25 protein-coding genes and 1 pseudogene are annotated in these 23194 nt (G+C 71.5%); 17 read left to right on the plus strand and 9 right to left on the minus strand.

The features are described from left to right. Positions 1 to 78 precede the first annotated feature (78 nt). From ACGFU6_RS32275 to ACGFU6_RS32305, 7 genes are all read left to right on the plus strand, one after another. The gene (locus ACGFU6_RS32275) at positions 79 to 1002 is read left to right on the plus strand and encodes a hypothetical protein (protein WP_393616117.1); all 924 of its coding nucleotides are present in this window, start codon (positions 79 to 81) and stop codon (positions 1000 to 1002) included. Next, complete coding sequence (locus tag ACGFU6_RS32280) at positions 999 to 2348, plus strand: peptidoglycan-binding protein (RefSeq protein ID WP_393616118.1); 1350 nt, start codon at positions 999 to 1001, stop codon at positions 2346 to 2348. Before ACGFU6_RS32275 ends, ACGFU6_RS32280 begins: the two co-directional genes overlap by 4 nt. Further along, positions 2345 to 3058 carry an ABC transporter ATP-binding protein gene (locus ACGFU6_RS32285; protein ID WP_393616119.1) on the plus strand — a complete coding sequence of 238 codons (714 nt, stop codon included), beginning with the start codon at positions 2345 to 2347 and terminating at the stop codon, positions 3056 to 3058. Before ACGFU6_RS32280 ends, ACGFU6_RS32285 begins: the two co-directional genes overlap by 4 nt. A 104-nt stretch (positions 3059 to 3162) precedes the next feature. After that, positions 3163 to 4347, plus strand: coding sequence for an ABC transporter permease (locus ACGFU6_RS32290; RefSeq protein WP_393616143.1), 1185 nt, complete (start codon positions 3163 to 3165; stop codon positions 4345 to 4347). Positions 4348 to 4432: 85 nt separating this feature from the next. Continuing rightward, positions 4433 to 6673, plus strand: coding sequence for a glycoside hydrolase domain-containing protein (locus ACGFU6_RS32295; protein WP_393616120.1), 2241 nt, complete (start codon positions 4433 to 4435; stop codon positions 6671 to 6673). Positions 6674 to 6679: 6 nt separating this feature from the next. Next, positions 6680 to 7162, plus strand: coding sequence for a hypothetical protein (locus ACGFU6_RS32300; RefSeq protein WP_393616121.1), 483 nt, complete (start codon positions 6680 to 6682; stop codon positions 7160 to 7162). A gap of 4 nt (positions 7163 to 7166) precedes the next feature. Then, positions 7167 to 7916, plus strand: a complete 750-nt coding sequence (locus ACGFU6_RS32305) for a hypothetical protein (RefSeq protein WP_393616122.1) — start codon at positions 7167 to 7169, stop codon at positions 7914 to 7916. Positions 7917 to 8030: 114 nt separating this feature from the next. Here ACGFU6_RS32305 and ACGFU6_RS32310 read toward each other — a convergent pair whose 3' ends face one another. Next, positions 8031 to 9023 (minus strand): endonuclease/exonuclease/phosphatase family protein, encoded by a 993-nt coding sequence (locus tag ACGFU6_RS32310; protein WP_393616123.1) that lies wholly within the window; start codon positions 9021 to 9023, stop codon positions 8031 to 8033. Positions 9024 to 9164: 141 nt separating this feature from the next. On the opposite strand from ACGFU6_RS32310, the gene ACGFU6_RS32315 reads away from it, so the two are divergent. Both ACGFU6_RS32315 and ACGFU6_RS32320 read left to right on the plus strand, forming a co-directional pair. After that, entirely contained in the window at positions 9165 to 9623 is a 459-nt protein-coding gene (locus tag ACGFU6_RS32315) for a hypothetical protein (protein WP_393616124.1), read from the plus strand. 47 nt (positions 9624 to 9670) lie between these two features. Further along, on the plus strand, positions 9671 to 10060 hold the full coding sequence (locus ACGFU6_RS32320; RefSeq protein ID WP_393616125.1) for a tautomerase family protein: 390 nt from the start codon (positions 9671 to 9673) through the stop codon (positions 10058 to 10060). A gap of 27 nt (positions 10061 to 10087) precedes the next feature. Here the strand turns inward: ACGFU6_RS32320 and ACGFU6_RS32325 are convergent, their stop codons facing one another. Together ACGFU6_RS32325 and ACGFU6_RS32330 are read right to left on the minus strand one after the other, a co-directional pair. Continuing rightward, the gene (locus ACGFU6_RS32325; protein WP_393616126.1) at positions 10088 to 11233 is read right to left on the minus strand and encodes an alpha/beta hydrolase; all 1146 of its coding nucleotides are present in this window, start codon (positions 11231 to 11233) and stop codon (positions 10088 to 10090) included. A 166-nt stretch (positions 11234 to 11399) separates the two neighbouring features. Continuing rightward, the gene (locus ACGFU6_RS32330) at positions 11400 to 11696 is read right to left on the minus strand and encodes a hypothetical protein (RefSeq protein WP_393616127.1); all 297 of its coding nucleotides are present in this window, start codon (positions 11694 to 11696) and stop codon (positions 11400 to 11402) included. A 239-nt stretch (positions 11697 to 11935) separates the two neighbouring features. On the opposite strand from ACGFU6_RS32330, the gene ACGFU6_RS32335 reads away from it, so the two are divergent. After that, on the plus strand, positions 11936 to 13039 hold the full coding sequence (locus ACGFU6_RS32335) for a methyltransferase (RefSeq protein ID WP_393616128.1): 1104 nt from the start codon (positions 11936 to 11938) through the stop codon (positions 13037 to 13039). Positions 13040 to 13051: 12 nt separating this feature from the next. Here the strand turns inward: ACGFU6_RS32335 and ACGFU6_RS32340 are convergent, their stop codons facing one another. After that, a complete protein-coding gene (locus ACGFU6_RS32340) occupies positions 13052 to 13207 on the minus strand; it encodes a CGNR zinc finger domain-containing protein (protein WP_393616129.1) in 156 nt (51 codons plus the stop codon). Between the two features lie 16 nt (positions 13208 to 13223). Then, positions 13224 to 13646, minus strand: a pseudogene (locus ACGFU6_RS32345) (ABATE domain-containing protein); the annotation flags it as partial. Here ACGFU6_RS32345 and ACGFU6_RS32350 point away from each other — a divergent pair. Then, entirely contained in the window at positions 13545 to 14510 is a 966-nt protein-coding gene (locus ACGFU6_RS32350; protein WP_393616144.1) for an aldo/keto reductase, read from the plus strand. The pseudogene ACGFU6_RS32345 and the gene ACGFU6_RS32350 overlap by 102 nt on opposite strands. On the opposite strand, the gene ACGFU6_RS32355 is transcribed toward ACGFU6_RS32350, so the two are convergent. Beyond that, complete coding sequence (locus ACGFU6_RS32355; protein ID WP_393616130.1) at positions 14476 to 15126, minus strand: TetR/AcrR family transcriptional regulator; 651 nt, start codon at positions 15124 to 15126, stop codon at positions 14476 to 14478. The genes ACGFU6_RS32350 and ACGFU6_RS32355 overlap by 35 nt on opposite strands. A 95-nt stretch (positions 15127 to 15221) precedes the next feature. Between ACGFU6_RS32355 and ACGFU6_RS32360 the strand changes: the two genes are divergently transcribed. Further along, entirely contained in the window at positions 15222 to 16193 is a 972-nt protein-coding gene (locus tag ACGFU6_RS32360) for an aldo/keto reductase (RefSeq protein ID WP_393616131.1), read from the plus strand. A 59-nt stretch (positions 16194 to 16252) separates the two neighbouring features. On the opposite strand, the gene ACGFU6_RS32365 is transcribed toward ACGFU6_RS32360, so the two are convergent. Both ACGFU6_RS32365 and ACGFU6_RS32370 read right to left on the minus strand, forming a co-directional pair. After that, on the minus strand, positions 16253 to 17134 hold the full coding sequence (locus ACGFU6_RS32365) for an NmrA/HSCARG family protein (protein WP_393616132.1): 882 nt from the start codon (positions 17132 to 17134) through the stop codon (positions 16253 to 16255). Between the two features lie 135 nt (positions 17135 to 17269). After that, the gene (locus ACGFU6_RS32370) at positions 17270 to 17794 is read right to left on the minus strand and encodes a GNAT family N-acetyltransferase (protein ID WP_393616133.1); all 525 of its coding nucleotides are present in this window, start codon (positions 17792 to 17794) and stop codon (positions 17270 to 17272) included. 180 nt (positions 17795 to 17974) lie between these two features. Between ACGFU6_RS32370 and ACGFU6_RS32375 the strand changes: the two genes are divergently transcribed. Continuing rightward, positions 17975 to 18553: a carboxymuconolactone decarboxylase family protein gene (locus ACGFU6_RS32375; RefSeq protein WP_393616134.1), complete on the plus strand. Its 579-nt coding sequence runs from the start codon at positions 17975 to 17977 to the stop codon at positions 18551 to 18553. Continuing rightward, positions 18550 to 19419, plus strand: coding sequence for an RNA polymerase sigma-70 factor (locus ACGFU6_RS32380; protein WP_393616135.1), 870 nt, complete (start codon positions 18550 to 18552; stop codon positions 19417 to 19419). The genes ACGFU6_RS32375 and ACGFU6_RS32380 overlap by 4 nt, the downstream gene beginning before the upstream one ends. A 44-nt stretch (positions 19420 to 19463) precedes the next feature. On the opposite strand, the gene ACGFU6_RS32385 is transcribed toward ACGFU6_RS32380, so the two are convergent. Continuing rightward, a complete protein-coding gene (locus ACGFU6_RS32385) occupies positions 19464 to 19955 on the minus strand; it encodes a hypothetical protein (RefSeq protein WP_393616136.1) in 492 nt (163 codons plus the stop codon). Between the two features lie 98 nt (positions 19956 to 20053). Between ACGFU6_RS32385 and ACGFU6_RS32390 the strand changes: the two genes are divergently transcribed. The 3 genes from ACGFU6_RS32390 to ACGFU6_RS32400 all read left to right on the plus strand — a co-directional run bounded on the left by ACGFU6_RS32390 (position 20054) and on the right by ACGFU6_RS32400 (position 22856). Then, a complete protein-coding gene (locus ACGFU6_RS32390; protein WP_393616137.1) occupies positions 20054 to 20653 on the plus strand; it encodes a hypothetical protein in 600 nt (199 codons plus the stop codon). A 166-nt stretch (positions 20654 to 20819) separates the two neighbouring features. Further along, positions 20820 to 21797 (plus strand): prolyl aminopeptidase, encoded by a 978-nt coding sequence (pip, locus tag ACGFU6_RS32395; RefSeq protein WP_393616145.1) that lies wholly within the window; start codon positions 20820 to 20822, stop codon positions 21795 to 21797. A gap of 63 nt (positions 21798 to 21860) precedes the next feature. Beyond that, positions 21861 to 22856 carry an aldo/keto reductase gene (locus ACGFU6_RS32400; RefSeq protein ID WP_393616138.1) on the plus strand — a complete coding sequence of 332 codons (996 nt, stop codon included), beginning with the start codon at positions 21861 to 21863 and terminating at the stop codon, positions 22854 to 22856. Positions 22857 to 23194: the final 338 nt, after the last annotated feature.

Here is a 23194-nt window from a genome sequence, read left to right on the forward strand (position 1 = left end):
CCTTAGCGTCACAGCACTCCGCGTGTGTCACCTCTTCGGCCCGAAGGAGACCCGCGTGGTCCAGAAACAGGTAGAGCCATGAAGAAGTCCTTGACCCAGTACGCCTGCCCCCTGATGCTTGCCGCATTGTCGATGTCCGTGGCAACAGGCTGCTCCGGACCGTCTTCTGCGGCCACGACCGAGGCAACCCGGACTCCGCCCGCACCCTCCACCCCGTTCGACGCGAAGAACCCGGCGACATGGACACTTCCCATTCAGGGATACCTTCCGTCCGACAGTGCGAAGGCGCAGATCCTGCAGGCCAAGAAGCAACTCGTCGGTGACTGCATGAAGACCTTCGGATTCTCGTGGTCCCCGGCTCCCGATCTTCCCAGGATCGGCGGGAAGACCCTGGTCGACTGGCGCTACGGCATTCATGACCTGGAGTTGGCGAAGAAGCGGGGATACAAGCCCGACGCGGACGACCAGGCCGCCTACGACAGGGCGATGGACGACGGGGCAGTCGACGAGACGACGGGCGAGGCGGATTCCCAGGTGCTTGATGGGAGCGGTCCCAAGACGGTCAACGGGCTCAAGGTCCCGAAGGGCGGTTGCCTCGGTCAGTCGGATCGGCAGATCAATGCGCAGGCAGCGCAGACGGATACCGCCCAGCAGATCAGTTCGCAGACATTCATTCAGTCGAAGAGCGTGAGCCGGGTAGTAAAGGCATTCGCCGCGTGGTCCGCATGCATGAAGGAAAAGGGCTACGCATACGCGGCTCCGCTCGACGCGAGTGACGACCCGCGCTTCTCCGCGCCGGATGTCACGGCCGAGGAGATCGCGACGGCCACCGCCGATATCGGCTGCCGCGACAGGACGAACGTGGCGAAGATCTGGTTCGACGCCGAGACCGGCCTGCAGACCAAGGAGATCGAGGGCAAGGCCGAGCAACTGGAGCAGGAGGCCGACGCTCTTGACGGCGCGGTGAAGAAGGCCGCCGACGTCGTGGCGGGTTCACGGTGACGCGTCACGCCGCCGCTCGACGCCGCCCGGACCCGGCCGAGGCCCCCGGCGGCGAGCCACCCGCGGCGCGCGGACTCGTCCGGCGCCGACGCGTCCTGCTGGCCGTGGTGGTCGGCTGCCTGGTGTGCACCGGAGCCGGGGCCGGAGCGGCGACACTCATCAAGTCACCGGCCCAGGCCGCCGCGGAGACGGTCGCGCCCCGGCCCGACGTGCTCACGGCGCCGGTGGTGCGCAAGGTGCTGGCGCAGTCCGTCGTGACCCGGGGCAAGGTCACCGCCTCGCAGCGTGCGGAGATCACGGCGGGGGGTTCGGCCAAGGACGTGGGGCGGTCCGTCGTCACCAAGGTGAAGGTCAAGGCGGGCGAGACGGTCAAGGCCGGGCAGGTGATGGTGGAGGTGTCCGGGCGCCCGATCGTGCTCCTCCAGGGCGCCATCCCGGCCTACCGCGACCTGATGCCCGGGATGACCGGGCAGGACGTGGCCCAGCTGCAGAGCGCGCTCGCCGCGATCGGCTACTCCTCGGGCGGCGACACCTCGGGAGTGTTCGGCACCGGGACCGAACAGGCGGTGGCCCGCTTCTACGGTGCGATCGGCTACGAGTCCCCCAAGTCGGAGGTGGCGCAGACCCCGCCGCCCCGTAGCACCGGCGATGCGGGCGCGGGCGGAAAGCCGGCCGAGGGCGGGGAGCCGGCCACGGGCGCGGAGTCGACCGCCGACGCGACACAGGGGACGGTCAAGGCCGTATCCGTCATGCCGCTGGCGGAGGTGGCGTTCGTCAGCTCCGCCCCGGCGCGTGCGGACGCGGTGACGGCCAAGGTCGGGGACGAGGCGACCGGCACCCTGCTCTCGCTCGACTCGGGCTCGCTCGTGGTCAACGGCAGCGTCGCGTCCTATGAGAAGGGCCTGCTCCGGCCCGGCCAGAGCGTCCAGATCCTCTCCGAGGCAACGGGAAAGCAGGCTTCGGGCACGGTCGCCTCGATCGCCGATTCGCCCACGAAGGCACAGGACGGGGAGGCCCGGCAGAGCAGCGAGACCTATGCCCTGCGGGTCAAGCCCTCCAAGGCGCTCTCCGCAGATTTCAACGGCGCGGATGTCCGGCTGACGGTCGTCGCCGCATCGTCGCAGGACAAGGTCCTGGCCGTGCCGACCTCGGCGATCTCCTCCGGTGCCGACGGGCTGACCAGTGTGACCGTCCGCTCGGGCAGCCAGGAACGCCGGGTCGCCGTCCGGGTCGGGATGACCGGCGACGGCTACGTGCAGATCACCCCGGAGAAGCCGGCCCGGATCACCGAGGGCGAACAGGTCGTCGTAGGGGTCCAGTCACCGCTTCCGGCCGGGCAGTCGTGACCGGCGCGCACCGGGCAGGCGAACCTGTCATCGCGTTCAGGGCGGTCGGCCTCACGTATCCCGGGCCTCCGTCGGTCGCCGCGCTCCGGCCGTGCGACCTGCGGATCGACCGAGGTGAGTTCGTCACCGTGGTGGGACCGTCGGGATCCGGGAAATCCTCGCTCCTCAACATCGTCGGGCTGCTGGACGAACCCACGCAGGGCACGTACTTCCTCGACGGCATCGATACCGGCACCGTGAGCGAGGCGAACCGTGCCGCCCTTCGGAGCGAGCGCATCGGCTTCGTCTTCCAGTCCTTCCACCTGCTGCCGCACCGCAGCGCCCTGGAGAACGTCGAACTCGCCATGCTGTACCAGCGCCGCCCCCGTCGCGAGCGGCGCAGCCGGGCGGAAGCCGTCCTGCGCAGGGTCGGCATCGGGCACCGTCTCCAGTCGCTGCCGACGCAGCTCTCCGGCGGTGAGCGCCAGCGGGTGGCGATCGCACGGGCACTCGTGGCCGATCCCTCACTGCTGCTGTGCGACGAGCCGACCGGCAACCTCGACTCACGGACGGCCGCGTCCGTGCTGGATCTTCTCCACGGCCTCCACCGGGACGGCATGACGATCGTCGTCATCACGCACGACGCCCAGGTCGCGGCCCAGGGCCAGCGCACGGTGACCCTGCACGACGGGGTGCTGACGGAGCAGGGCCTGCGGCGGGTGATCGCGTGAGTCGGGCACGCCGCGTGCGCCGCGGAAGCGCTCCCGGAAGTGGGAATGCCTCCGGGAGCGGGAATGCCTCCGGGACCGGGCGTTCCCGTCTCGCGCCGAGGGATCTGCTGACCGAGGCGACGGCCGGCATCCTCCAGCGCCCGGCCCGCTCCATCCTGACGGCGCTGGGCACCGTGCTGGGCGTGGGTGCGTTTATCGCGGTCCTCGGTCTCACCGGGACCGCGGCCTCCCAGATCGACACCCGCTTCAACAAGCTCACCGCGACCGAGGTCGGCGTCCAGGACACCGGCGGCAAGGACGCGGCCCGGGTGCACCTCGCCTTCCCGGCCGATGCCGACACCCGTATAGGCCGTCTCAACGGGGTCGAGGCGGCCGGCGTGTACTGGCGGATCCGGCTCGGCCGCCAGGACCCCGTCCGGTCGTCCCCGCTCGGGATCTCCAACGGCGCCGATGCCCGGACCCAGGTCATCGCCGCCTCCCCCGGCGTACTGCCGGCGGCGAACTCCCGCTTCGTACAGGGACGTTCCTTCGACGCCTTCCACGATGCGCGGCATCAGCAGGTCGCCGTCCTGGGCAAGGCCGCGGCGGCCCGGCTGGGCATCACCACGCTGCGCACCCACCCGGCCGTCTTCATCGGTGATGTGCCGTTCACGGTGATCGGCGTCGTGGACGACGTGGACCGCAAGCCCGAGCTGCTGATGTCCGTCGTGGTCCCCCGAGGCACCGCCGAGCGCATCTGGGGCCCCCCGACGGACGACCGGGCCCAGATGCTCATCTCCACCCGGCTCGGCGCGGCCACCCAGATCGCCCACGAAGCGGCCGTCGCGCTCAGGCCGGAACACCCCGACTACTTCAACGCCGTCCCGCCGCCCGACCCCAGGACGCTGCGCACGGCGGTGAGCGGGGACCTGAGCCAGCTCTTCCTGATTCTCGCCGCGGTCTGCCTGGTGATCGGGGCCGTCGGTATCGCCAACACGACGCTCGTCGCCGTCATGGAGCGCACCGGAGAGATCGGGCTCAGGCGGGCGCTCGGCGCACGCGGCCGCCACATCACCCTCCAGTTCCTGACCGAGTCGGCGGCCCTGGGCCTCATCGGCGGCCTGATGGGCACGTCCATCGGAACGGCGACCGTCGTCTCCGTCTCGGCGTTCCGTGAGTGGACGCCCGTCGTCGACCCGATGACGCTCGCCGCGGCCCCCGTCCTCGGCCTGGCCACCGGGCTGCTGGCCGGTCTGTACCCGGCCTGGCGCGCCTCCAGGATCACCCCCGCCGAAGCCCTTCGCCGATGAAGGGCCACCGGCGCTCCGCTTCCCCTCCACCGAGCGGCTCCCACCGCTCACCAGAGATGCAACCAACCCGCCCGAAAGGAACCCGATGGCTGACGAAATGGTGATCCGCGCCCAGAGATTCATCAACACCACCTACGGTGACGGTGCCACCCTCGGCATATCCAAGCTGGCCGAGGACGGCAGGACCGGCTGGACGGTCATGTATGCCCTCACCCGCGCCCTGCAGTACGAGATGGGCATCTCCGCACTGTCCAACAGCTTCGGCCCCGCGACCCTGGCGGCGCTCGGCGAGAAGTACGGCAAGGTGGACGAGACGACGGTCCCCTCGGCGAACTTCTGCCGGATCATCCAGTCCGCCCTGTACTGCAAGGGCTACGACGGCGGGGACATCGACGGCAAGTACAACTCGCGCGTCCAGGCCGCGGTCGTCAAGCTCCAGCAGGACATGGGCGTCGCCGCCACCTACCCCGGCAGCTCGCTGTGGCCGAAGGTGATCAAGGGCCTGTTCAACATGGACGCCTACGTCACCGTCAACAACGGTCAGGAGGTCATCCGTTCCATTCAGCAGTGGCTGAACGGCCGTTACATCCTGCGCAAGGACTACTACGTCATCCCCTGCGACGGGCACCACTCCCGTGACGTCGCCAAGTCCCTGCTGTTCGCCATCCAGTACGAGCTGGGCATGGCCGACGGGACCGCCAACGGGGTCTTCGGCCCCGGAACGCAGGCAGGACTGAAGAGCCACACCCTGTCGACCGGCAGCTCCGGCGTCTGGGTCCAGCTCTTCACCGCGGGCATGGTGCTCAACGGCCGCCCCGTCTCGTTCAGCAGCACGTACTCCTCCTCGCTCGCCTCCAGCGTCAGCACCTTCCAGGGGTTCATGATGCTGGCCGTCAACGGACAGGGGGACTTCCGGACCTGGTCCTGCCTGCTCGTCTCGTACGGCGACCAGACCCGCCAGGGCGAGGCCTGCGACGGAGTCACGAAGATCACCCCCGCCCGCGCCCAGGCGCTGAAGGACGCCGGTTACAAGTACGTCGGCCGCTACCTGTACAACCCCTCCACCACCGACCTGCCGGAGAAGGAGATCCAGCCGGGCGAGCTCGCGACGATCGAGCAGTACGGGCTGCGCTGCTACCCGATCTACCAGACGTGGGCGCGCTCGGTGGACTACTACAGCCCGGACCAGGGCAAGACGGACTGCATGACCGCCTCGTTCAAGGCGGAGGAGCACGGCTTCAAGCCGGGTTCCCGCATCTACTTCGCCGTCGACTACGACGCGGTCGACGACGAGGTCACCTCGTACATCCTGCCGTACTTCCGCAGCGTCAAGCAGCAGATGGACGCGCTGGGGAGCCCGTACAGGATCGGGGTCTACGGCCCCCGCAACGCCTGCACCCGGATCTCGGACGCGGGCTACGCCGACACCAGCTTCGTGTCCGACATGTCGTCCGGCTTCTCGGGCAACCTCGGCTACACCATGCCGACGAACTGGGCCTTCGACCAGCTCGTCACCAAGGTGGTCAGCTCCGGTGACGGCCGCATCGAGATCGACAACAACATCGCCTCGGGACGCGACACCGGCCAGGGGAGCTTCTACCCCGCCCCGGCCCAGAAGCTGGACATCGGCTTCGACCTGGCCTACTGGGACGGGCTGCTGAAGGAGGTGGACGACTACATGGAGGAGATCCACCGGCCCGGCGGCACGGGCTACATCTACACCCGGCAGGAATGCCTGGAAACGATCATGACCCTGGACGCGGCCATCACCTCCGCGTCCCGCAGGTACCGCATGCGCAAGGCGCTCATCCAGACCTCCGCCTTCTGGGAGTTCTGCCACTACAGCATCAAGGACTACACGGAGGACGCGGGCGTGGTCCTCTACCACACCGGCGTCATCCCGGACTGGGGCAAGGACCTGCCGGGCGTCAGCCGGCTCGTCGACAGCAGCACGGGAGTGGCCAAGGTCTCGGGGCGTACGGCCATCCTGTCGCGGAACAACTCGATCCGGGCCGGTCTGCTGGAGGGCGACATCCTCGACTCCACCTCCGACGACGACCGGTGGACGATGTGGCAGAAGTCGAACAGCGACAACGTGTTCAACGTGACCACCGTGCCGCACCTGCACATCTGGGCGGCCGACGGCAAGGCCGGTGACCACGCGGAGACCCCGCAGCGCCGGCCCGCGCTCGACTACACCGACGAGGAGTCCTTCGAGATCCTGCGCCGCTACCAGGGGTTCGGGGACCAGGCCGTGGCCGACGCGCAGCTGCGGATGCCGCTCTTCGCGATCTTCGAGAAGTACAACAGCCTCATCCGCGGCTGACCGCCGGTGGCCATCGCATCCGATCCCTGGCAGGGACACGACTTCACGATCCTGTTCACCGTCCTCGTCGTCGGGGCCCTGACCGGGGTGGGCATCGTCGCCTTCCTGTGCTCACGCCTCACCCGGCAGGCCCGCGAGCGGCGGACCGCGCCGGCCGTGTGGCGTGACGCGTCCCTCGTCGCGACCGCGCTCGCAATCGCCCTCTACCTGTGGGGGTGCCTGCACGTGCTGTTCCTGGAGGACCAGGAGCAGGCCGAACAGTGCGAGCTGCACCGCCCCGAGGGAACGCCCACGCTCATCGGCCGCAGAGGGGACTTCATTCCGCTGCGCCTGGTGTGTGAGGCGGCCAACGGCCGGGACTACTCCGTCGTCATCCCCGACTACATCAATCCATCCATCGCCGTCCTGCTGCTGCTCGCGCTCGCGGGCGTCTTCGTATCCGTTCTTCTCCACCTCAAGCAGCGCACGACAACACGGAAGAGAGGCTGACCTGTTGAACACCACCGAGATCACCCGCAGACGAGCCCTGGCGGCCGGCGCCGCCGTCACCGGCGCCGTGGCGCTGGCCTCCACCGGCGTGCTCGCCACCCCGGCCGTCGCCGCACCGCAGCCCCTGCGCGACGACAAGCTGAAGGCGGCGCTCCAACGGGCCCAGGCCCGCAACCGGCGTCTGCTCACCGGCCGGTCGTCCGCCAACCGCTGGGAGATGCAGAACGCCGCCGACGACGGGGGCGACATCGTGACCCGACGGATCCCCGGCACCGGTCTCGGCGTCGCCGTGCGCATGGGCGACACCGAGACGGTCCTGACCCACGTGATCCGCCGCTTCCACTACGAGGTCGATCAGCTCGGCCTGAACCACGAACCGAACGCGCTGACAGGCTGGGTGGCCCCCTCGGGGGTACACGACAGCAGCCTGCCGGAGTCCAACCGGGCGTCCGGCACCGCGATCGTGATCCGTCCCGGCTCCTACCCGCCGGGCGCGCGCGGGGCGTTCACCCCGGTCCAGCAGCTGACCATCAGGGACGTGATCGCCGACACCGAGGGCACCGTCCGCTGGGGTGGCGACGACCGCCGCCCCTACGAGGGCCTGTTCTACCTGGCCGTACGCCCCGGTGACACCCGGCTGGCGCGCGTCGCGGCGAAGATCCGTGCCTGGAACGACACTCCGGGCGTGGGCGCCGGTGCGGTGCCGGACGTGACCGCGCTCTCGCGGCGGCGCCGGGCCGCGCAGTACCGCTGAGTGAACGGACGCCCCCTCGTCGGCCCGGTGCCGCTCCGCGCGAGCAGGCACCGGACTCCGGCCGGGGGGCGTCCGCCTCGTACCGGCACCCGGCCGGAGCCGGGACCGGGACCGTCAGTCCAGACTGATCCGCGCGGCCACCGGCAGGTGGTCGCTGCCGGTGGACGGCAGGGTGCGGATGTCGACCACCGTCGCCGAGCCGGCCATGACCTGATCGATCCTGGCCACCGGGAACGACGCCGGGAAGCTGAAGGCGAACCCCCGCTCCGCCACGTTCAGCCGTGAGGTGAGCGGGGACAGTCCCCGGTCCTCGACCGTGCCGTTGAGGTCTCCCATCAGGACCACCTTGCCGGTCTTCTCGGCGGCGAGGGCCCGGCCCAGCAGACCCGCGCTCTCGTCCCGCAGGGCGGAGGCGAGTCCGCTCGTCCGGATGCGGACCGAGGGCAGGTGCGCGGCATACGCCGCGACGTCGCCGTGCGGGGTGTGGGCCACCGTGCGCAGCCCCCGGCTCCAGCCCTCCTCGATCCCGTCCGGCCTGATGTCCACCAGCCGGGTACCGGACAGCGGGTGCTTCGACCAGAGCCCGACGGTGCCCCGGACCTCGTGGTAGGGGAAGTCCGGGGCGAGGGTCTTCTCGTACACCGGGAGCGCGGCCGGTACGAGCTCCTCCAGCGCGATGAGATCGGGGCCGGCACCGGCCAGGGTGCGGGCCGTGCCGGCCGGGTCGGCGTTCTCGTCGCTGACGTTGTGCTGCACCACCACCAGATCCCGCGTACCGGCCTCGGCCCCGGGCCCGAGCAGCCCTCCGAAGAGGTACGTCCACACGGAGACCGGCAGGAGCAGGGCCAGCAGGGCGGTGGCCGAGCGGCGCACCAGGGCCGCCACGAGCAGGAGTACGACGACCACGCCGAGCCAGGGCAGGAACGCCTCCAGCAGGCTCCCCAGGTGCCCGGCGGAGTTGGGCACCTGCCGGTGGAGCGCCAGCAGCCCGCCCGTCAGCACCGCGAGGACCGCGAGGACCCGCCCCCGCGCCGGGAGGGGCCGCAGCCGGGGCGCCGCCTCCCCCTCCGCCGTCGGCCTCGTACCGCTGTCCACGCGTTCCGCCATGTCTTCCCGTCCGCTCGGTCCTGCCTATCAGGACGGGCTGCGGGCCCGATCAGTTTCAGCGGCCGGACCGTGCGGCCTCCGCCGGCGCGACCTCCGCCGGCGCCGGGCGGGTGACAGGACCCGCTGCCGTACAGTCCGGCCATGACGAACACCGCGAGGCCGGGACCGCACACGGACCGCCCCGGCTCAGGCCTCTCTGCGAGCATGCGGGACGCCGTCTCGGACTCCTGGGCCGTCCGGGCGGCCGCGGGACGGCAGCTGGCGGCCGCTGCCGAGGAACCCGAAGTGGCCGGGATCCTGGCCCGGTTGCTGCTCGACGCGCACAACACCTTCGTCACCCGGGAGACCGCGCAGGCGCTGCTCCTGCGCTGGGACGTGCACGGCCTGCGCCTGGTCCTGGCCGCCCTCGCCACGGCGGACCCGGACACCGGCGACCACCTCCAGGCCGCGGTCACAGACGTGTGCGAGCAGTCGGCCGAGGACATCGAGCGGCTCACCGCGCTGGTCTCGACGCTGGCCCCGGACCCGGATGCCGGCGTCAGGGAGGAAGCGCGCGGACTCCTCGGGTGGCGTCAGCCTCAAGGCGGCTGTACCTACTAGTACGTACACTCAACGGTGCCATGCCGCAGCTCGCACCTGGAGGCTCAATGCCGCTTGTTCGTATCGATGCCCTGGGCTGCGACGCCCAGCGCCTGCAGGCATTGGGACGGGCCGTCCACGAGGCTCTCGGCGAGGCGATGGGCTTCCCGGACGACGACCACTTCCAGATCCTGACCGGGCACGACGGGGAGCGAAGCCTGCTGCGCCACGGCACCTACCTCGGCGTGCGGCGGGACGACGGCATCGTGTACGTGGCGATCACGTTGCGAGGCGGCCGGCCATCCGCGCAGAAGCAGGCGCTCTACCACCGCATAGCCGAACTCGCCCAGGAATACGCGGGAACGGAACCCCGCAACGTGTTCGTCACGCTGACCGAGAACACCGATGCCGACTGGTCGCTCGGCAACGGGGAGGCACAGTACCTCGACGGGCACTGAGAGCGTGTCCTGCGTGTCGCTCCTCACCTAGATGCCCTCTTCAGCGGGCTTCCTCCGAGCCGTCACCCATGCGGCGAAGTCCTCGATGCCGTCGATGAGTGCCTCGAACCGGAACGAGTGGAAGAGGTCGAAGGCATGGTGCGCGCCCGGCATTTCGACGTAGACGACCGGTGAGGTGGAGACCGCGCGCAGCGCGGTGACGAGGGCCCTGGGATTCTCGGTGTCCACCAGCTCGTCCAGGTCTCCGTGCGCGATGAGGACGGGGGGCGCGTCCGCCCGTACGAGGTTCACCGGCGATGTCGCCGGGTCACCGTCGAAGTACTCCGCGAGGAAGCCGTTGAGTGCGATGGCGCCGGTCACGGAGGTGTCCGCCTCCTCGAACCCGGGCTGGTAGGCCGGTTCGTTGGCGGTGAGTGCGGCCTGCGCCGCCATGTGCCCGCCTGCGGAGCTTCCCGCCACGAACACGGCGGCGTCGGCCGCCGCGCCGTACTCCGTCGCGTGTTCGCGCGCCCAGGCGATGACCTTCTTCGCGTCGATCAGATGGGCCGGGTGCGGGAAGTCGGGCCGCAGGCGGTAGTTGGCGCTGATGCAGACCCAGCCCTGGCCGGCGAGCCCGTAGAGCAGGGGCAGCGACTGAGTGTTCTTCCGGCCCTGGTCGTAGTGGCCGCCGTGGAAGTGGATCATCACGGAGCCGCCCTCGGGACGCGAGCGGTGGTGGTAGACGTCGAGGAGGTTGCGGCGGCCCCCGTCCCCGTAGCTGAGGTTGCCCACCCGCTTGACGTCACGGCGGCGGCGGAAGACGGGCCGGAGCAGGATGCGCGCCAGCGGCAGCCGGCGGCGCGCCCCCGCCCCGGCGCCGAGCGCGTCGTCCAGGGCGTCCCGCACCACGGCCCCCGCCCGCATTCCGCGCAGGGTGACGACCACGAGCCCGACTGCCGCGACTGCGGCCAACGCGACGTTCGCCCGGTCGGCGGTCGTGGCGATGTCGCCCTCCGAGAAGGCCAGCGCCGTCGCTGCCACCAGCCCGTAGAGAGCGACGTGCGGGATCTCGTTGAAGACCAGGCCGAGCCGGTAGCTGAAGTAGAAGACCGGCTTCGGCCCGCGTATGCGAACCAGGCAGAACACCACGATCAGCCAGGCCAACACCACGGTCACCAGATAGCCCACAGCCACCAGAACACCCCGTTCGACTTCGACAATCGCCCTGACAAAGACGTCCAGTGGTACCACGGATCGAGCGTGGTCGCGCAGGGTTAAGTGGCTTCTGGGGACGCCCACTTGGGGTGGTGGCTGCCGTGAGTGGTGGCCGTGGAGACGCGCTGCGCGCAGGGGCGTTCCGTCAGCGGTCCTTCAGTGGTTCCTCGTGTGGTTCCTCGTGTGGTTCCTCGTGTGGTTCCTCGTGTGGTTCCTCGTGTGGTTCCTCGTGTGGTTCCTCGTGTGGTTCCTCGTGTGGTTCCTTTCGTCCGGACACCTCGGCCGCCGTCAGGTCGTCCACCTGCTTCACGGAGACGACGTCCCCGTCCCGCGTCCCGCGGCTGTGGGAGTCGGCCGCCGAGGCGGGAGCGATGAGGGTGGCCGCGCTGCCCAGCAGAGCGGCACCGGCCAGCATGCGTAACGTGTTCCGCGTTGTAGTCATGTCCGGATCCTCGCCGTCGGCCGCCCCGCGGGACCCTGGCACGGGCCCCCGGGCCCGAGGGGGGATACCCGCACCAGAGTTCCCCAGAGGCCCCGGCCGCGACGCGCGTCCGCCCGACCCGCCCGACCCGTCCGGCCGCCGGGAATGCGCGCTCGGCGGGCCGCCGTCTGGTCTGATGCGGGCAGACGCGGCCGGACCCGGCGTCCGTACCGGCGGGCCGCCCGACCAGGGAGGCGATCATGGAGCGAACCGGTCCACAGAACGAGGTCGCCGGGAGCGGCGAGGGCGATGAGGTGGTGCGCGCCTGGCGGACCCTGGGGCCGCTGATGGACCTGATCACGCCCATGGCCCTGCGGGTGGCCGCGACGCTGCGGCTGGCGGATCTGATCGCGGACGGCTCCGGGCGGATCGACGAGCTCGCCCGGCAGTCGGGGACCGATCCGGACGCGCTCGGCCGGATGCTGCGGCACCTGGTGTACCACGGGGTCTTCGCCGAGCCGGAGCCGGGCCGCTTCGCGGTCGACGACACCGCCGCACTGCTGCTTTCCGGGCATCCGGCCGAGCTGCGCCGCTCGCTGGACCTGGACGGCTTCGGCGGCACGATGGACCTGGCGTTCACCGGGCTGCTGCACACCGTGCGCACCGGGGAGCCCGCCTGGGAGACGGTCTTCGGCGCCCCGTTCTGGCCGTATCTGGCGGCCCGTCCGGAGCTGGCCGCCTCCTTCGACGCGACCATGTCGACACCCGCCGCCTTCGTGACGGACGCGGCGGGCGGATACGACTGGTCGGCGGTCCGGCACGTCACCGACGTCGGCGGCGGCACCGGCGACCTGCTCGTCGAACTGCTGCGCGCCCAGCCCGACTTGCGGGCCACCCTGATCGACCTCCCGGAGACCGTGGCGCGCGGCCGGGAACGGTTCGCCGGGCACGGGCTGACGGATCGGTGCGAGTTCGTCGGGCAGAGCTTCTTCGACCCGCTGCCCAGCGGCGCCGACGTCTACGTGCTGCGGCGGGTGGTGCACGACTGGGACGACCCCGGGGCCCTCGCCGTCCTGCGCCGGTGCGCGGAGGCCGCCGGGGAGACCGGCCGGGTCGTCGTCATCGAGGCGCACAGCATGTCCGCCGACAGTCCCGCGGAGTTCGCGGAGATGAACCTGCGCATGCAGGTGCTCGCCGGCGGCCGGGAGCGCGGCATCGACGAATACACCGAACTCGCCTGCGCCGCCCGGCTGTTCATCGCCGGGGTGCACACGACGCCGCTCGGCCACGTGATCATCGACTGCGTCCCGCAGGCCGCCGGGTCGGCATCGGACGGCGCCCGACACACCCCGCCCGGCCCGTAGGGCCCGCCGCCGTCAGGACGCCTGTGCGCAGGAGGCGTCCTTGATGCGGTTGCGGTACGCGCGCTGCGCCGCCTGCGAGCTGCACGCGGTGCTGCAGTAGAGGCCGGAGGTGCTGCGGGTCCGGTCGAAGAAGCCCGAGTAGCAGGTGGGGTTCTTGCAGATCTTCATGCGCGGCCAGGTCGGACGCGGCGGCGAGCAGTCCGGCGAACGCGCCGAGCACTCCGCTCTGTGCGGGCACCGCGCGGCAGCCCTCCGCGGTCACCCTGAGGGTGAGCGGATAGCGCTCGGCGACACGCGCCAGGTACTGCTCGGCCTCCGGCAGCCGGTCCGCGCTGCCCTCGCAGCCGGACCGGGACAGGAAGACCGTGACGAGCGCGGCCCGCAGCTCGTGCGCGGCCATGACATCGGCCCCGGTCACGGCCGAGTCGGCAGCCATCAGCCCTGCTCCGGTCAGCCAGGCGGTGAGGCTCGCGCTGTCGCCCAGCAGTTCTACCGGCCCGCTGCCGTGGGGCGTCGTGTTCACGAACTCCAGGAGCACGGTCGAGCTCTCGCACAGCTCCGACGGGCCCGTACCCGTGCCGGCGCCTGTACCCGTACTCAAGTTCACCCTCGGCGGGCGCGAGGGCGACCCGAACGCGGGCGGCAACGGGCGCAAGGCGATGCTGCGTTCCCTGGAGGGTTCGCTTCCGCCGGCTCGGAACCGAGTACGTGGATCTGTACATCGTGCACGCGTGGGACGCCCTCACCCCGGCCGAGGAGGTCATGCGGGCGCCTGGACGACCTGGTCTCCTCCGGCAAGGTGCGGTACGTCGCGCTCTCCGACGTACCGGCCTGGTACGCGGCACGCGCCCAGACCCTCGCCGAGTGGCGCGGCTACGAACCGCTGGTCGCGCTCCAGCTGGAGTACTCGCTCGCCGAGCGCGGGCTGGAGTACGAGTTCCCCTCCCTGGCGCAGGAGTTGGGCATGGGCCTGATGACCTGGGGCCCGCTCGCCAAGGGCCTGCTGTCCGGCAAGTACTCCGCCGACGCCCCGACGGCCGCCGACCTGCCGGAAGGACGCCTCAAGGTCGCGGCGTCCACCGGGACCATGGCGGACAACCGCAGCGAGCGCAACTGGCGCATCGTCACCGAGCTGGGCAAGGTGGCGCAGGAGATCGGCAGGAGCCCCGCCCAGGTGGCGCTGAACTGGGTGGCCAACCGGCCCGCCGTGGGCTCGGTGATCCTCGGGGCCAGCAAGGCCGCGCAGATCCGGTCCAACCTGGACGCGCTCGATTTCGCCCTGCCCGAGGAGCTCCGCGCCCGGCTGGACGAGGTCAGCGCCCCGCCGCGCGCGGCGCCGTACGCCTTCGTCGACTCGCTCCAGGCCCGGCTGAACGGCCAGGTGCGGAACAAGCGCCCCGGGTACTACGCGGGCCGAGGTAGGGGGCGGGCCGGTCTCAGCGCGCCGGCGGCGGTCGCAGGGCGTCCATGACCAGGTCGATCAGGCGGCCGGTCTGCCCGGAGGTGTGGGCGGAGGCGCCCGCGAGGAAGATGCCCAGCAGCATCACCGTGACGTCATCCGGCTCGACGTCGGCGCGCAGCGAACCGGCTCCGGCTCCCGCCCCGACCCCCGGCCCCGCCTCGGCTCCCGCGGTGAGGATCGTGGCGATGGCGGCCGTGATGCGCTCCCGGGTCGCGGGAGTGGCGATCCGGCCGGAGGCCCAGCCCGCGCGGAGCGTGTCCGCCATGCCGCGCTTCGTGGCGATGAACGCGGCGTAGCGCTCGATCCAGGCCCGGAGCGCCGCGTCCGGCGGAAGGTCCTTGAGCAGGGCGGGGGCGCTGGCGGCGACATCGTCGAGCTCGGCCGCGTACACCGCCTCGACCAGGGCCTCGCGGGTCGGGAAGTGGCGGTAGAGCGTGCCGATGCCGACACCCGCATCGCGGGCGATGCCTTCGAGGGAGACCGTGCCGTCGGCCGCCGCGAAGGCCGCCCCGGCGACCTGGACGAGCTTGTCCCGGTTGCGCTGCGCGTCGGCGCGAGGGCTGCGCGGCTTCTTTCCCGGACCGGGAGGTGTCGGGTGGCTGGGTACCGGGTCGGCGGACGTCAAAGCGGAGGCACCTCCGATAAGAGTGCTACAGTCGATTAGGCGGAGGCTCCTCCGGTTCTCCGCTTCTCCATCGTCTCATGAGGACGGAATCTCCCATGACCGCGAACGGCTCCCCCACGCCCTCCCCCGCCTCCCCTTCCTCGTCCTCCCCGCTCACGGCCACCGGCGCCCCGCGCGCCGGAGGCGCCGGACCGCTCGGGGACCTCACCGTCTCCCGTATCGGCTACGGCGCGATGCAGCTGGAGCGGCTGCGCGACGACCGCGACGCCGCGCTCGCGCTCCTGCGCCGCGTGGTCGAACTCGGCGTCGACCACGTCGACACCGCCCAGTTCTACGGTGACGGATTCGTCAACGGGCTCATCCGGGACGCGTTCCGCCCCGAGGACGGCGTCGTGGTCGTCAGCAAGGTCGGCGCCGACGCCGACCCGGGCGGCCCCTTCCCCATGCGCCCCGCCCAGCGGCCCGAGCAGCTGCGGGCCAGTGTCGAGGACAACCTCGAGTCGCTCGGACTCGACTCCATCCCGGTGGTGAACCTGCGCCGCCTGGACACCCGGCCGGGGCTGCGGGCCGAGGGGGACCAGGTGGTCGACCTCGACGACCAGCTCGCCGTGATGACCGCGATGCGGGACGAGGGCAAGATCGGCGCGATCGGCCTGAGCGCCGTCACGCTGGACGGAGTGCGCCGGGCCCTGCCCGCCGGGATCGTCTGCGTCCAGAACCTGTACAGCCTGGTGTCGCGCGAGGACGAGGAGATGCTGCGGCTCTGCACCGAGGAGCGGATCGCCTGGGTGCCGTTCTTCCCGCTCGGCGGCTCCTTCCCCCGCCTGCCGAAGGTGACCGACGAACCGGCCGTCATCGCCGCCGCGGAGTCCCTCGGCCGCACCCCCGCACAGGTCGGCCTCGCCTGGCTGCTCCACCACGCGCCGAACACCCTGCTCATCCCGGGCACGGCGGACATCGGCCACCTGGAGGCGAACATCGCCACCGGCACGATCGGCCTCGACGACGCCGCGCTGGACGCGCTGGACGCCGTCGAGTCACGGTCGGTCCGCGACGCACTGGACTGAGCCGGCCACCCCGCACCGGCCGGCCGGTGCGGGGTGGCCGGTGCGGGGTGGCCGTCCGGTCACGCGCCCGTCGTCGGCTCCGCAGGCACCGCCCAGTGTTCGCCCACCCAGCCCTCCAGGGTCGTCAGGTAGGGGTGGCGGGCGCGCAGGCCCGGGAGGTCGGCCACGAAGCCGACCGTGTTGAACCAGTCGAACATGGCGGCCATCTCCTCGCTGAAGGCACGCACCTGCTCGATCGGCTGGGAGTCGAAGCGCACCGGGCGGCCTGCGGCGCGGGAGAAGACCTCGGCCATCTCCGGGCCGGTCAGCTCGTCGCCGGCGAGCTCGATGGCACGCCCCAGGTAGTCGGCCGGGGCGCCGAAGACCTCGGCCGCGATCTTCCCGATGTCGGCAGGGGTGATCATCTGCAGCCGCGTCCGCGGCAGCACCGCCAGCGTGAGGACGAGCGAGCCCTCGGCCCACTGCGGGCCCAGGCCCTCGAAGTTGGTGATGAAGAACGTGGGCCGAAGAATCGTCGCGGGCAGGCCGAGCGCCTCGATGTGCCGTTCCACCTGGCCCTTCGACGCGAAGTGCCCCACCGCGCCGGGGCGGTCGGAGCCATCGACCGAGCTGTGGACGAAGTGCGCGACACCGGCGCGGGCCGCCGCCTCCGCGACCGCCTTGCCCTGGCGCACCTCCCCGTCCAAGCCGTCGGGCCCCGTGAACGTCTGGACGCTGAAGACCCCGTACGCCCCCGCCAGGACCGCGTCCAGCGAGGCCTCGTCGTCGAGGTCCCCCCGGAACAGGACCGCACCGGCCGCCTTCAGCGCGAGCGCCTCGGCCCTGTCCGGGTCGCGGACCAGGGCGTGCACCGTCCAGCCGTGGGACAGCAGCGCGCGGGCGGCGGCACCGCCCTGCCGGCCGGTCGCACCAGTGACCACCACAACACGGTTGTCGGACATCGCAAGCTCCTTGACAGCGCAGGTTCCGGGCCGGCCGCTCGGGCCGTCCCGCGATACGCGTAAGCCTGCTTGCTCAACTGCGCTTGAGGTCCAGTGCACATGGCCCACCTCACACAGGCGGGGCCCACCCCGCGATCACCGGATGGCGCGCGTGGCCTTCTCCAGCAACGTGAACGACTTGGGCGCACCGCCGGGCTGCGGCTTGCCCGCTATCCGCCCGACGGCCCGGTAACCCTCGTCCAGGTAATAGGAGTTCAGGCGCACGTTGTCCGCCAGGCAGTCCAGCCGGACGAACTCCCGCCCCTCGGCGGCGACCCGGCGCTCCGCCGCGTGCAGCAGCAGCCGGCCGGTCCCGGGCGGGGCGGCCTCGCGATCCACCATCAGCCGGTGCACATAGCCGGCCACCGGTGGCTGCGGCCCCCAGGCGGCCTCGTCCTCCCACCACAACTCCCACGCCCCGAGAAGCCGTTCACCGGCCTCGGCCACCCAGACCTCGCCGCCGCGCTTCACGGCTCTGCGGAAGTGGTCCTCGCTCAGCTCGCCCGGCTGCCACTGACCGGTGACGCCGCGCGCGAGCATCCACCGGGCGGCGTCGTCACGCAGGCGGACGACAGCGGCGAGGTCGCCGTCATCGGCGAGGCGAAGGTTCAGGTTGTCCATCGCCCGATCGTCGCACGGGCGGGCCGCTGCCCACGGAGGGCGACGGGCGCACGTCCGGAGCTCGGCCCCGCGCTCGCCGTACGGCTTCCTCGGCGGCTGTCACATCGGCAGGACGGGTGGTGTCTTCATGTCACACGGGCCGGACAGACCGGCAGGACCGTACGGACACAGGAGGACATCATGGCGCTACGGGTTCCCAGGGCCGAGGTCGACACCGCCGCGAGCGAGAACATGGTCAAGCAGCTCGGCGTCGTACCCGACCCCTTCGCGGTGGCGTGGAACAGTCCTGCGGTCGCCTCGGCCAGTACGGAGCTCGCGGCCAAGGCGGGTGCGTGGAAGGAGGTCGACGAGGAGCTCAAGTCGTTCGCGCACATCGCGGTCGCGTCCCAGGTCGGCTGCGCCTGGTGCCTCGACATCGGCTACTTCCTGGCACAGAACCAGAAGCTGGACGTCAACAAGGCCGCCCAGGTGCCACGTTGGCGGGAGTCGGACGTGTTCACACCGCTGGAGCGGGACGTGCTGGAGTACGCCGAGGCGATGACCAGCACGCCGCCGACCGTCACGGACGAGCTGTCGGCGGGGCTGCTCGACCGGCTCGGCCCGGCGGCACTGGTCGAGCTGACCGCGTTCGTCGCCTTCACCAACATGGCGACCAGGAACAATGCGGCGCTCGGGATCGAATCACAGGGCTTCTCCGACGCCTGCGAGATTCCCCTCGCCCCGCGTCCCGGGAGCTCCGGAGTAGCGTCGGCGACATGAGCGAGGACCCGTTCGTCACCCATCGCAACCTGCTCTTCACCGTCGCGTACGAGATGCTCGGCTCGGCGGCCGACGCGGAGGACGCGCTTCAGGAGTCCTGGCTGCGATGGGCCGGCGCCGACCGCTCGCAGGTACGTGATCCGCGGGCGTACCTCGTCCGGATCGTGACCCGGCAGGCGCTCAACCGGCTGCGGTCACTGTCGCGCAGCCGCGAGGACTACGTCGGGGAGTGGCTGCCGGAACCCTTGCTGACCAGCCCGGACGTGGCCGAGGACGTCGAACTCGCGGAGAGCGTCTCGATCGCGATGCTGACCGTGCTGGAGACCCTCGGACCCACGGAGCGGGCGGTGTTCGTGCTCCGCGAGGTGTTCGAGCTGCCGTACGGAGAGATCGCCGAGGCCGTGGGGAAGTCCGCCGCCGCGGTCCGCCAGACCGCACGGCGGGCCCGCGAGCACGTCGTGGCCCGGCAGCCACGGGTGCGGGTGAGCCGGTCGGAGCAGCAGGCCGTGGTGGAGCGCTTCCTCAGCGCGCTGCGCACCGGGCGGCTCCAGGAGCTGATGGAGCTCATGGCGCCGGACGTGGTCCTGCTCGCCGACGGCGGCGGCATCGCGGCGGCCGTTCTGTTTCCGGTCCACGGGGCCCTGTCGGTCGCGGAGTTGCTCGCCCGCGCGGGCCGGCCGGACGCCCCCGAGATCGCGACGACGCCGGTGTGGCTCAACGGCGCACCGGCCGGCCGGATCGAACTCGGCGGCGAGTCGACGGCGGTGAGTCTCACGGTGGAGCACGGACGGATCACCCGGGTCTACCTGATGCGCAACCCGCACAAGCTGACCCGGCTGGACGAACCGGCCGCACTCACCCGGTAGACCGGCGCGCCCCAGTCGCAGAGGGCGGCTCCCGGGGCACTCGTTCAGCGCTCCGGGAACCGCTCGCCGCACTCGCCGCAGTACTTCGGCGCCGACTCCTGGGACATCCGGCCGCACTCCGGGCACACCCGGTCCAGGGAGCACGGCGCCTCGCCGCCCTGCTGCGTGAACACCGTCGGCTTGATGGCCAGCCCGGGACGGCGGCGGTGGACCGTGAGGTAGGCGAGGCCGTCCGGGCCCGCGGCCAGCGCGCGCCGCGAGGTGCGGGGCAGCCAGGTGACCGTGGACGGGGTCAGCTCCAACGGTGTACCGCCCCCGCCCGGAGTGAGGCGGCCGCCGCCCGCGAGAACCACGAGGAGGACATCGAGCACGTCCTCCTGGTGCTCGCCCACCTCCGCACCCGGCGACAGCCGCACCAGGTTGGCATCCAACTCCCTTCCCGGCTGCGCCAGTTGCCACAGCGCCCCGCGGTCGTCGGGGGATGCGGTGGCGAGCAGGTCGTCGAGTACGGCCAGCACCTCGGGAGTCGCGTTCACGGCTCCTACGCTACGCCGCAGGCCAGAACGGCGGATCGGGCCGATGGAGTCCGCCCGAAGCAGCCGGTCCGGGGAGAGGATCGCTGTACCCTCCGCCCATGACGCCCATGACGCCCGCAACGCCATCGACGCCCCCCATACCCTCGGCCACGAACGCCGAGTGCGTCGCGCTCACCCGGAACCTCCGCCGCCGGGGCACGCTGGTCCTCTCGGTGTTCGCCGTGATCTGGGCCTTCGCCGGCGCGTCCGGACTGGCGTCCTCCGGCGCGGCCCTTGCCGTCGAGATCGTCGCCGTACCGCTGACGGCGGTTGCCATCGTGCTCGCCTACCGCAAGGGCGCCGCCCCCTCGCCCCGCATGGTGAACCTGCCGGAGAACTGGGCGCGCGCGGTCGGCATCGTGAACGCCGTCGAGGTGGCCGTCATCTTCGCCGTGATCGCGGCGTCGAACGCCTCCGGCCACCCGGAGTTCATCCCGGCCGTCATCGCGCTGGTCGTGGGCCTGCACTTCTTCCCGCTCGCCCGCTTCTACGACCAGTGGCAGTACAAGGGGACGGCGGTCCTGCTGAGCGCCGTCGCGATCGTCGGGTTCGCGCTCATCGCGGCCGGCCTGTCGAGCGAGAGCGTGCGGGCCGTGGTGGGGCTCGGCTCCGCGGCGGTGCTGTGGGTGTCCGCGTACCACGTCGCCGTGAAGGGCTGAGCCCCGCCGACAGGCCCCAGCCCGGCCTCGACAAGCTCTTCCGGCTCTCCGGGACGACGCTGTTCAAGCCGCCACGAGGACCACCTTCCCGAGGCCACCTCCATGTGAGAATTCCGGGGCCGGGGCGGGCCCCTCGGCACATCGCCGAGGAACGGGAGTGAGCACCGTGCAGCGCCACCCGGACGAGAAGTACCCGCCGATCGAGCCGTACGAACAGGGGATGCTCGACGTCGGGGACGGCAACCTCGTGTACTGGGAGGTGTGCGGCAACCCGGCCGGCAAGCCCGCCGTCGTCGTGCACGGAGGACCGGGCTCGGGGTGCACGGAGCGGCCCCGGCAGTACTTCGACCCGGACCGCTACCGGGTGATCCTCTTCGACCAGCGCGGCTGCGGCCGCTCCACCCCGCACGCGAGCGACCCGGCCGCCGACATGCGGTTCAACACGACGGACCGGCTGATCGCGGACATGGAGCGGCTGCGCGTCCGGCTGGGCGTCGGCTCATGGCTGCTGTACGGAGGTTCCTGGGGCTCGACGCTGATCCTCGCGTACGCCGAGCGGCACCCGGAGCGGGTCAGCGAGATCGTGATCCCGGCCGTCACCACGACGCGCCGCTCCGAGATCGACTGGCTGTACCGGGGCGTGGGGAACGTGTTCCCCGAGGCCTGGGACCTGTTCCGGGCCGGGGTCCCGGAGGCCGCGAGCGACGCGACCCCCGACGTGCTCGCCGCGTACGCCCGGCGCACGGATAGCCCCGACCCAGAGGTACGGGCACGGGCCACCGCCGACTGGTGCGCCTGGGAGGACGCGGTGCTCTCCCAGGAGGCGTACTCCGGACCGCCCCCGTACAGCGGCCGGCCCGCACGCGCCCAGCAGGCGCTCGTACGGATCTGCGCGCACTACTTCTCCCGCGGTGCCTGGCTGGAGGAGGGGCAGCTGATCCGGGACGCCGGGCGGCTGGCGGGAATCCCGGGGGTGCTGGTGCACGGCCGGTTCGACCTGGGCGGTCCGCTGATCACCGCGTGGGAGCTGGCGAAGGCGTGGCCGGACGCGGAACTGACCGTGATCGACGACGCCGGGCACCTCGGCGGGGCGGCGACAAGCCGGGCGGTGCTGGCGGCGCTGGACCGGTTCGCACGCGGGTAGGACCCGCCGCTCAGGGACATCCGCCCTTGCTTCGAGCGGACTCCAAGGCGTTGGCTTGGTCCCATGAAGTACACGCAGCTCGGACGCACCGGACTCAAAGTAAGCCGCCTCGTCCTGGGGACGATGAACTTCGGCCCCCAGACCAACGAGAGCGACAGCCACGCACTCATGGACGCGGCCCTGGACGCGGGTGTCAACTTCTTCGACACCGCGAACGTCTACGGCTGGGGCGAGAACAAGGGCCGCACCGAGGAGATCCTCGGCACCTGGTTCGCCCAGGGCGGCGACCGCCGCGACAAGGTCGTCCTCGCCACCAAGGTCTACGGCAACATGGCCGCCGACGGCGAGGCCTGGCCCAACCACGACAAGCTCTCCGCACTCAACATCCGCCGCGCCGTGGACGCCAGCCTGAAGCGGCTGCAGACGGACCACATCGACCTGTACCAGTTCCACCACGTCGACCGGTCGACCCCGGTCGAGGAGATCTGGCAGGCCATCGACGTACTGATCCAGCAGGGCAAGATCCTCTACGCCGGCTCGTCCAACTTCGCCGGATATAAGATCGCCCAGGCCAACGAGGTCGCCAAGCAGCGCGGCAGCTACGGGCTGGTCAGCGAGCAGTGCATCTACAACCTGATGGAGCGGGGTGCCGAGATGGAGGTCATCCCGGCCGCCCAGGAGTACGGCCTCGGCGTCATCCCGTGGTCGCCGCTGCACGGCGGTCTGCTCGGCGGCGCCCTGCGCAAGGAGCGCGACGGCGGCGGCGCCCGCTCCACCTCGGGCCGCTCCGGCGACGCGCTCGCCGACCCGAAGGTGCGGGCGCAGATCCAGGCGTACGAGGACCTGCTGGAGAAGCACGGCCTGGAGCCCGGCGAGGCCGGTCTGGCCTGGCTGCTGACCCGTCCCGGCGTCACGGGCCCGATCTCGGGTCCGCGTACCCGCGAGCAGCTCGACTCCGCGCTGCGCGCGGTGGAGCTGGAGCTGTCGGACGAGGTGCTGAAGGCTCTGGACGAGATCTTCCCGGGTCCGGGCCCGTCGCCGGAGAACTTCGCCTGGTAGACGCGGTCCCGCGTGCGGCCGTCCCCCGGCAGACCGATCAGCCGAGGGCGGCCGCCACTGCGACGACGGCGAACATGAGCACGAGCACGGCCGCCATGATGCGGTTTCTGGTCTTGGGATCCACCCGACGAGCGTAACCGGCTCGCTCGGCGCCCCGGTGGCCAGGCCCGCGCCACGCGGACAGCCGGCTTCCCCCGCGACTGGTCCCGCCCGGCCCCACGCGATACGGCCCCGTACCGGATAGGCGGGTTCTATCGATCCCCGCAACACCCTGGAGTTCAGGGAGTTGCGGGGATCGTGGATTTCGCGGTGTTGAAGGCGCGGTTCTTCGAGGCGTT

The sequence above is a fragment of the Streptomyces sp. NPDC048462 genome (assembly GCF_043200175.1).
Classification (GTDB): domain Bacteria; phylum Actinomycetota; class Actinomycetes; order Streptomycetales; family Streptomycetaceae; genus Streptomyces.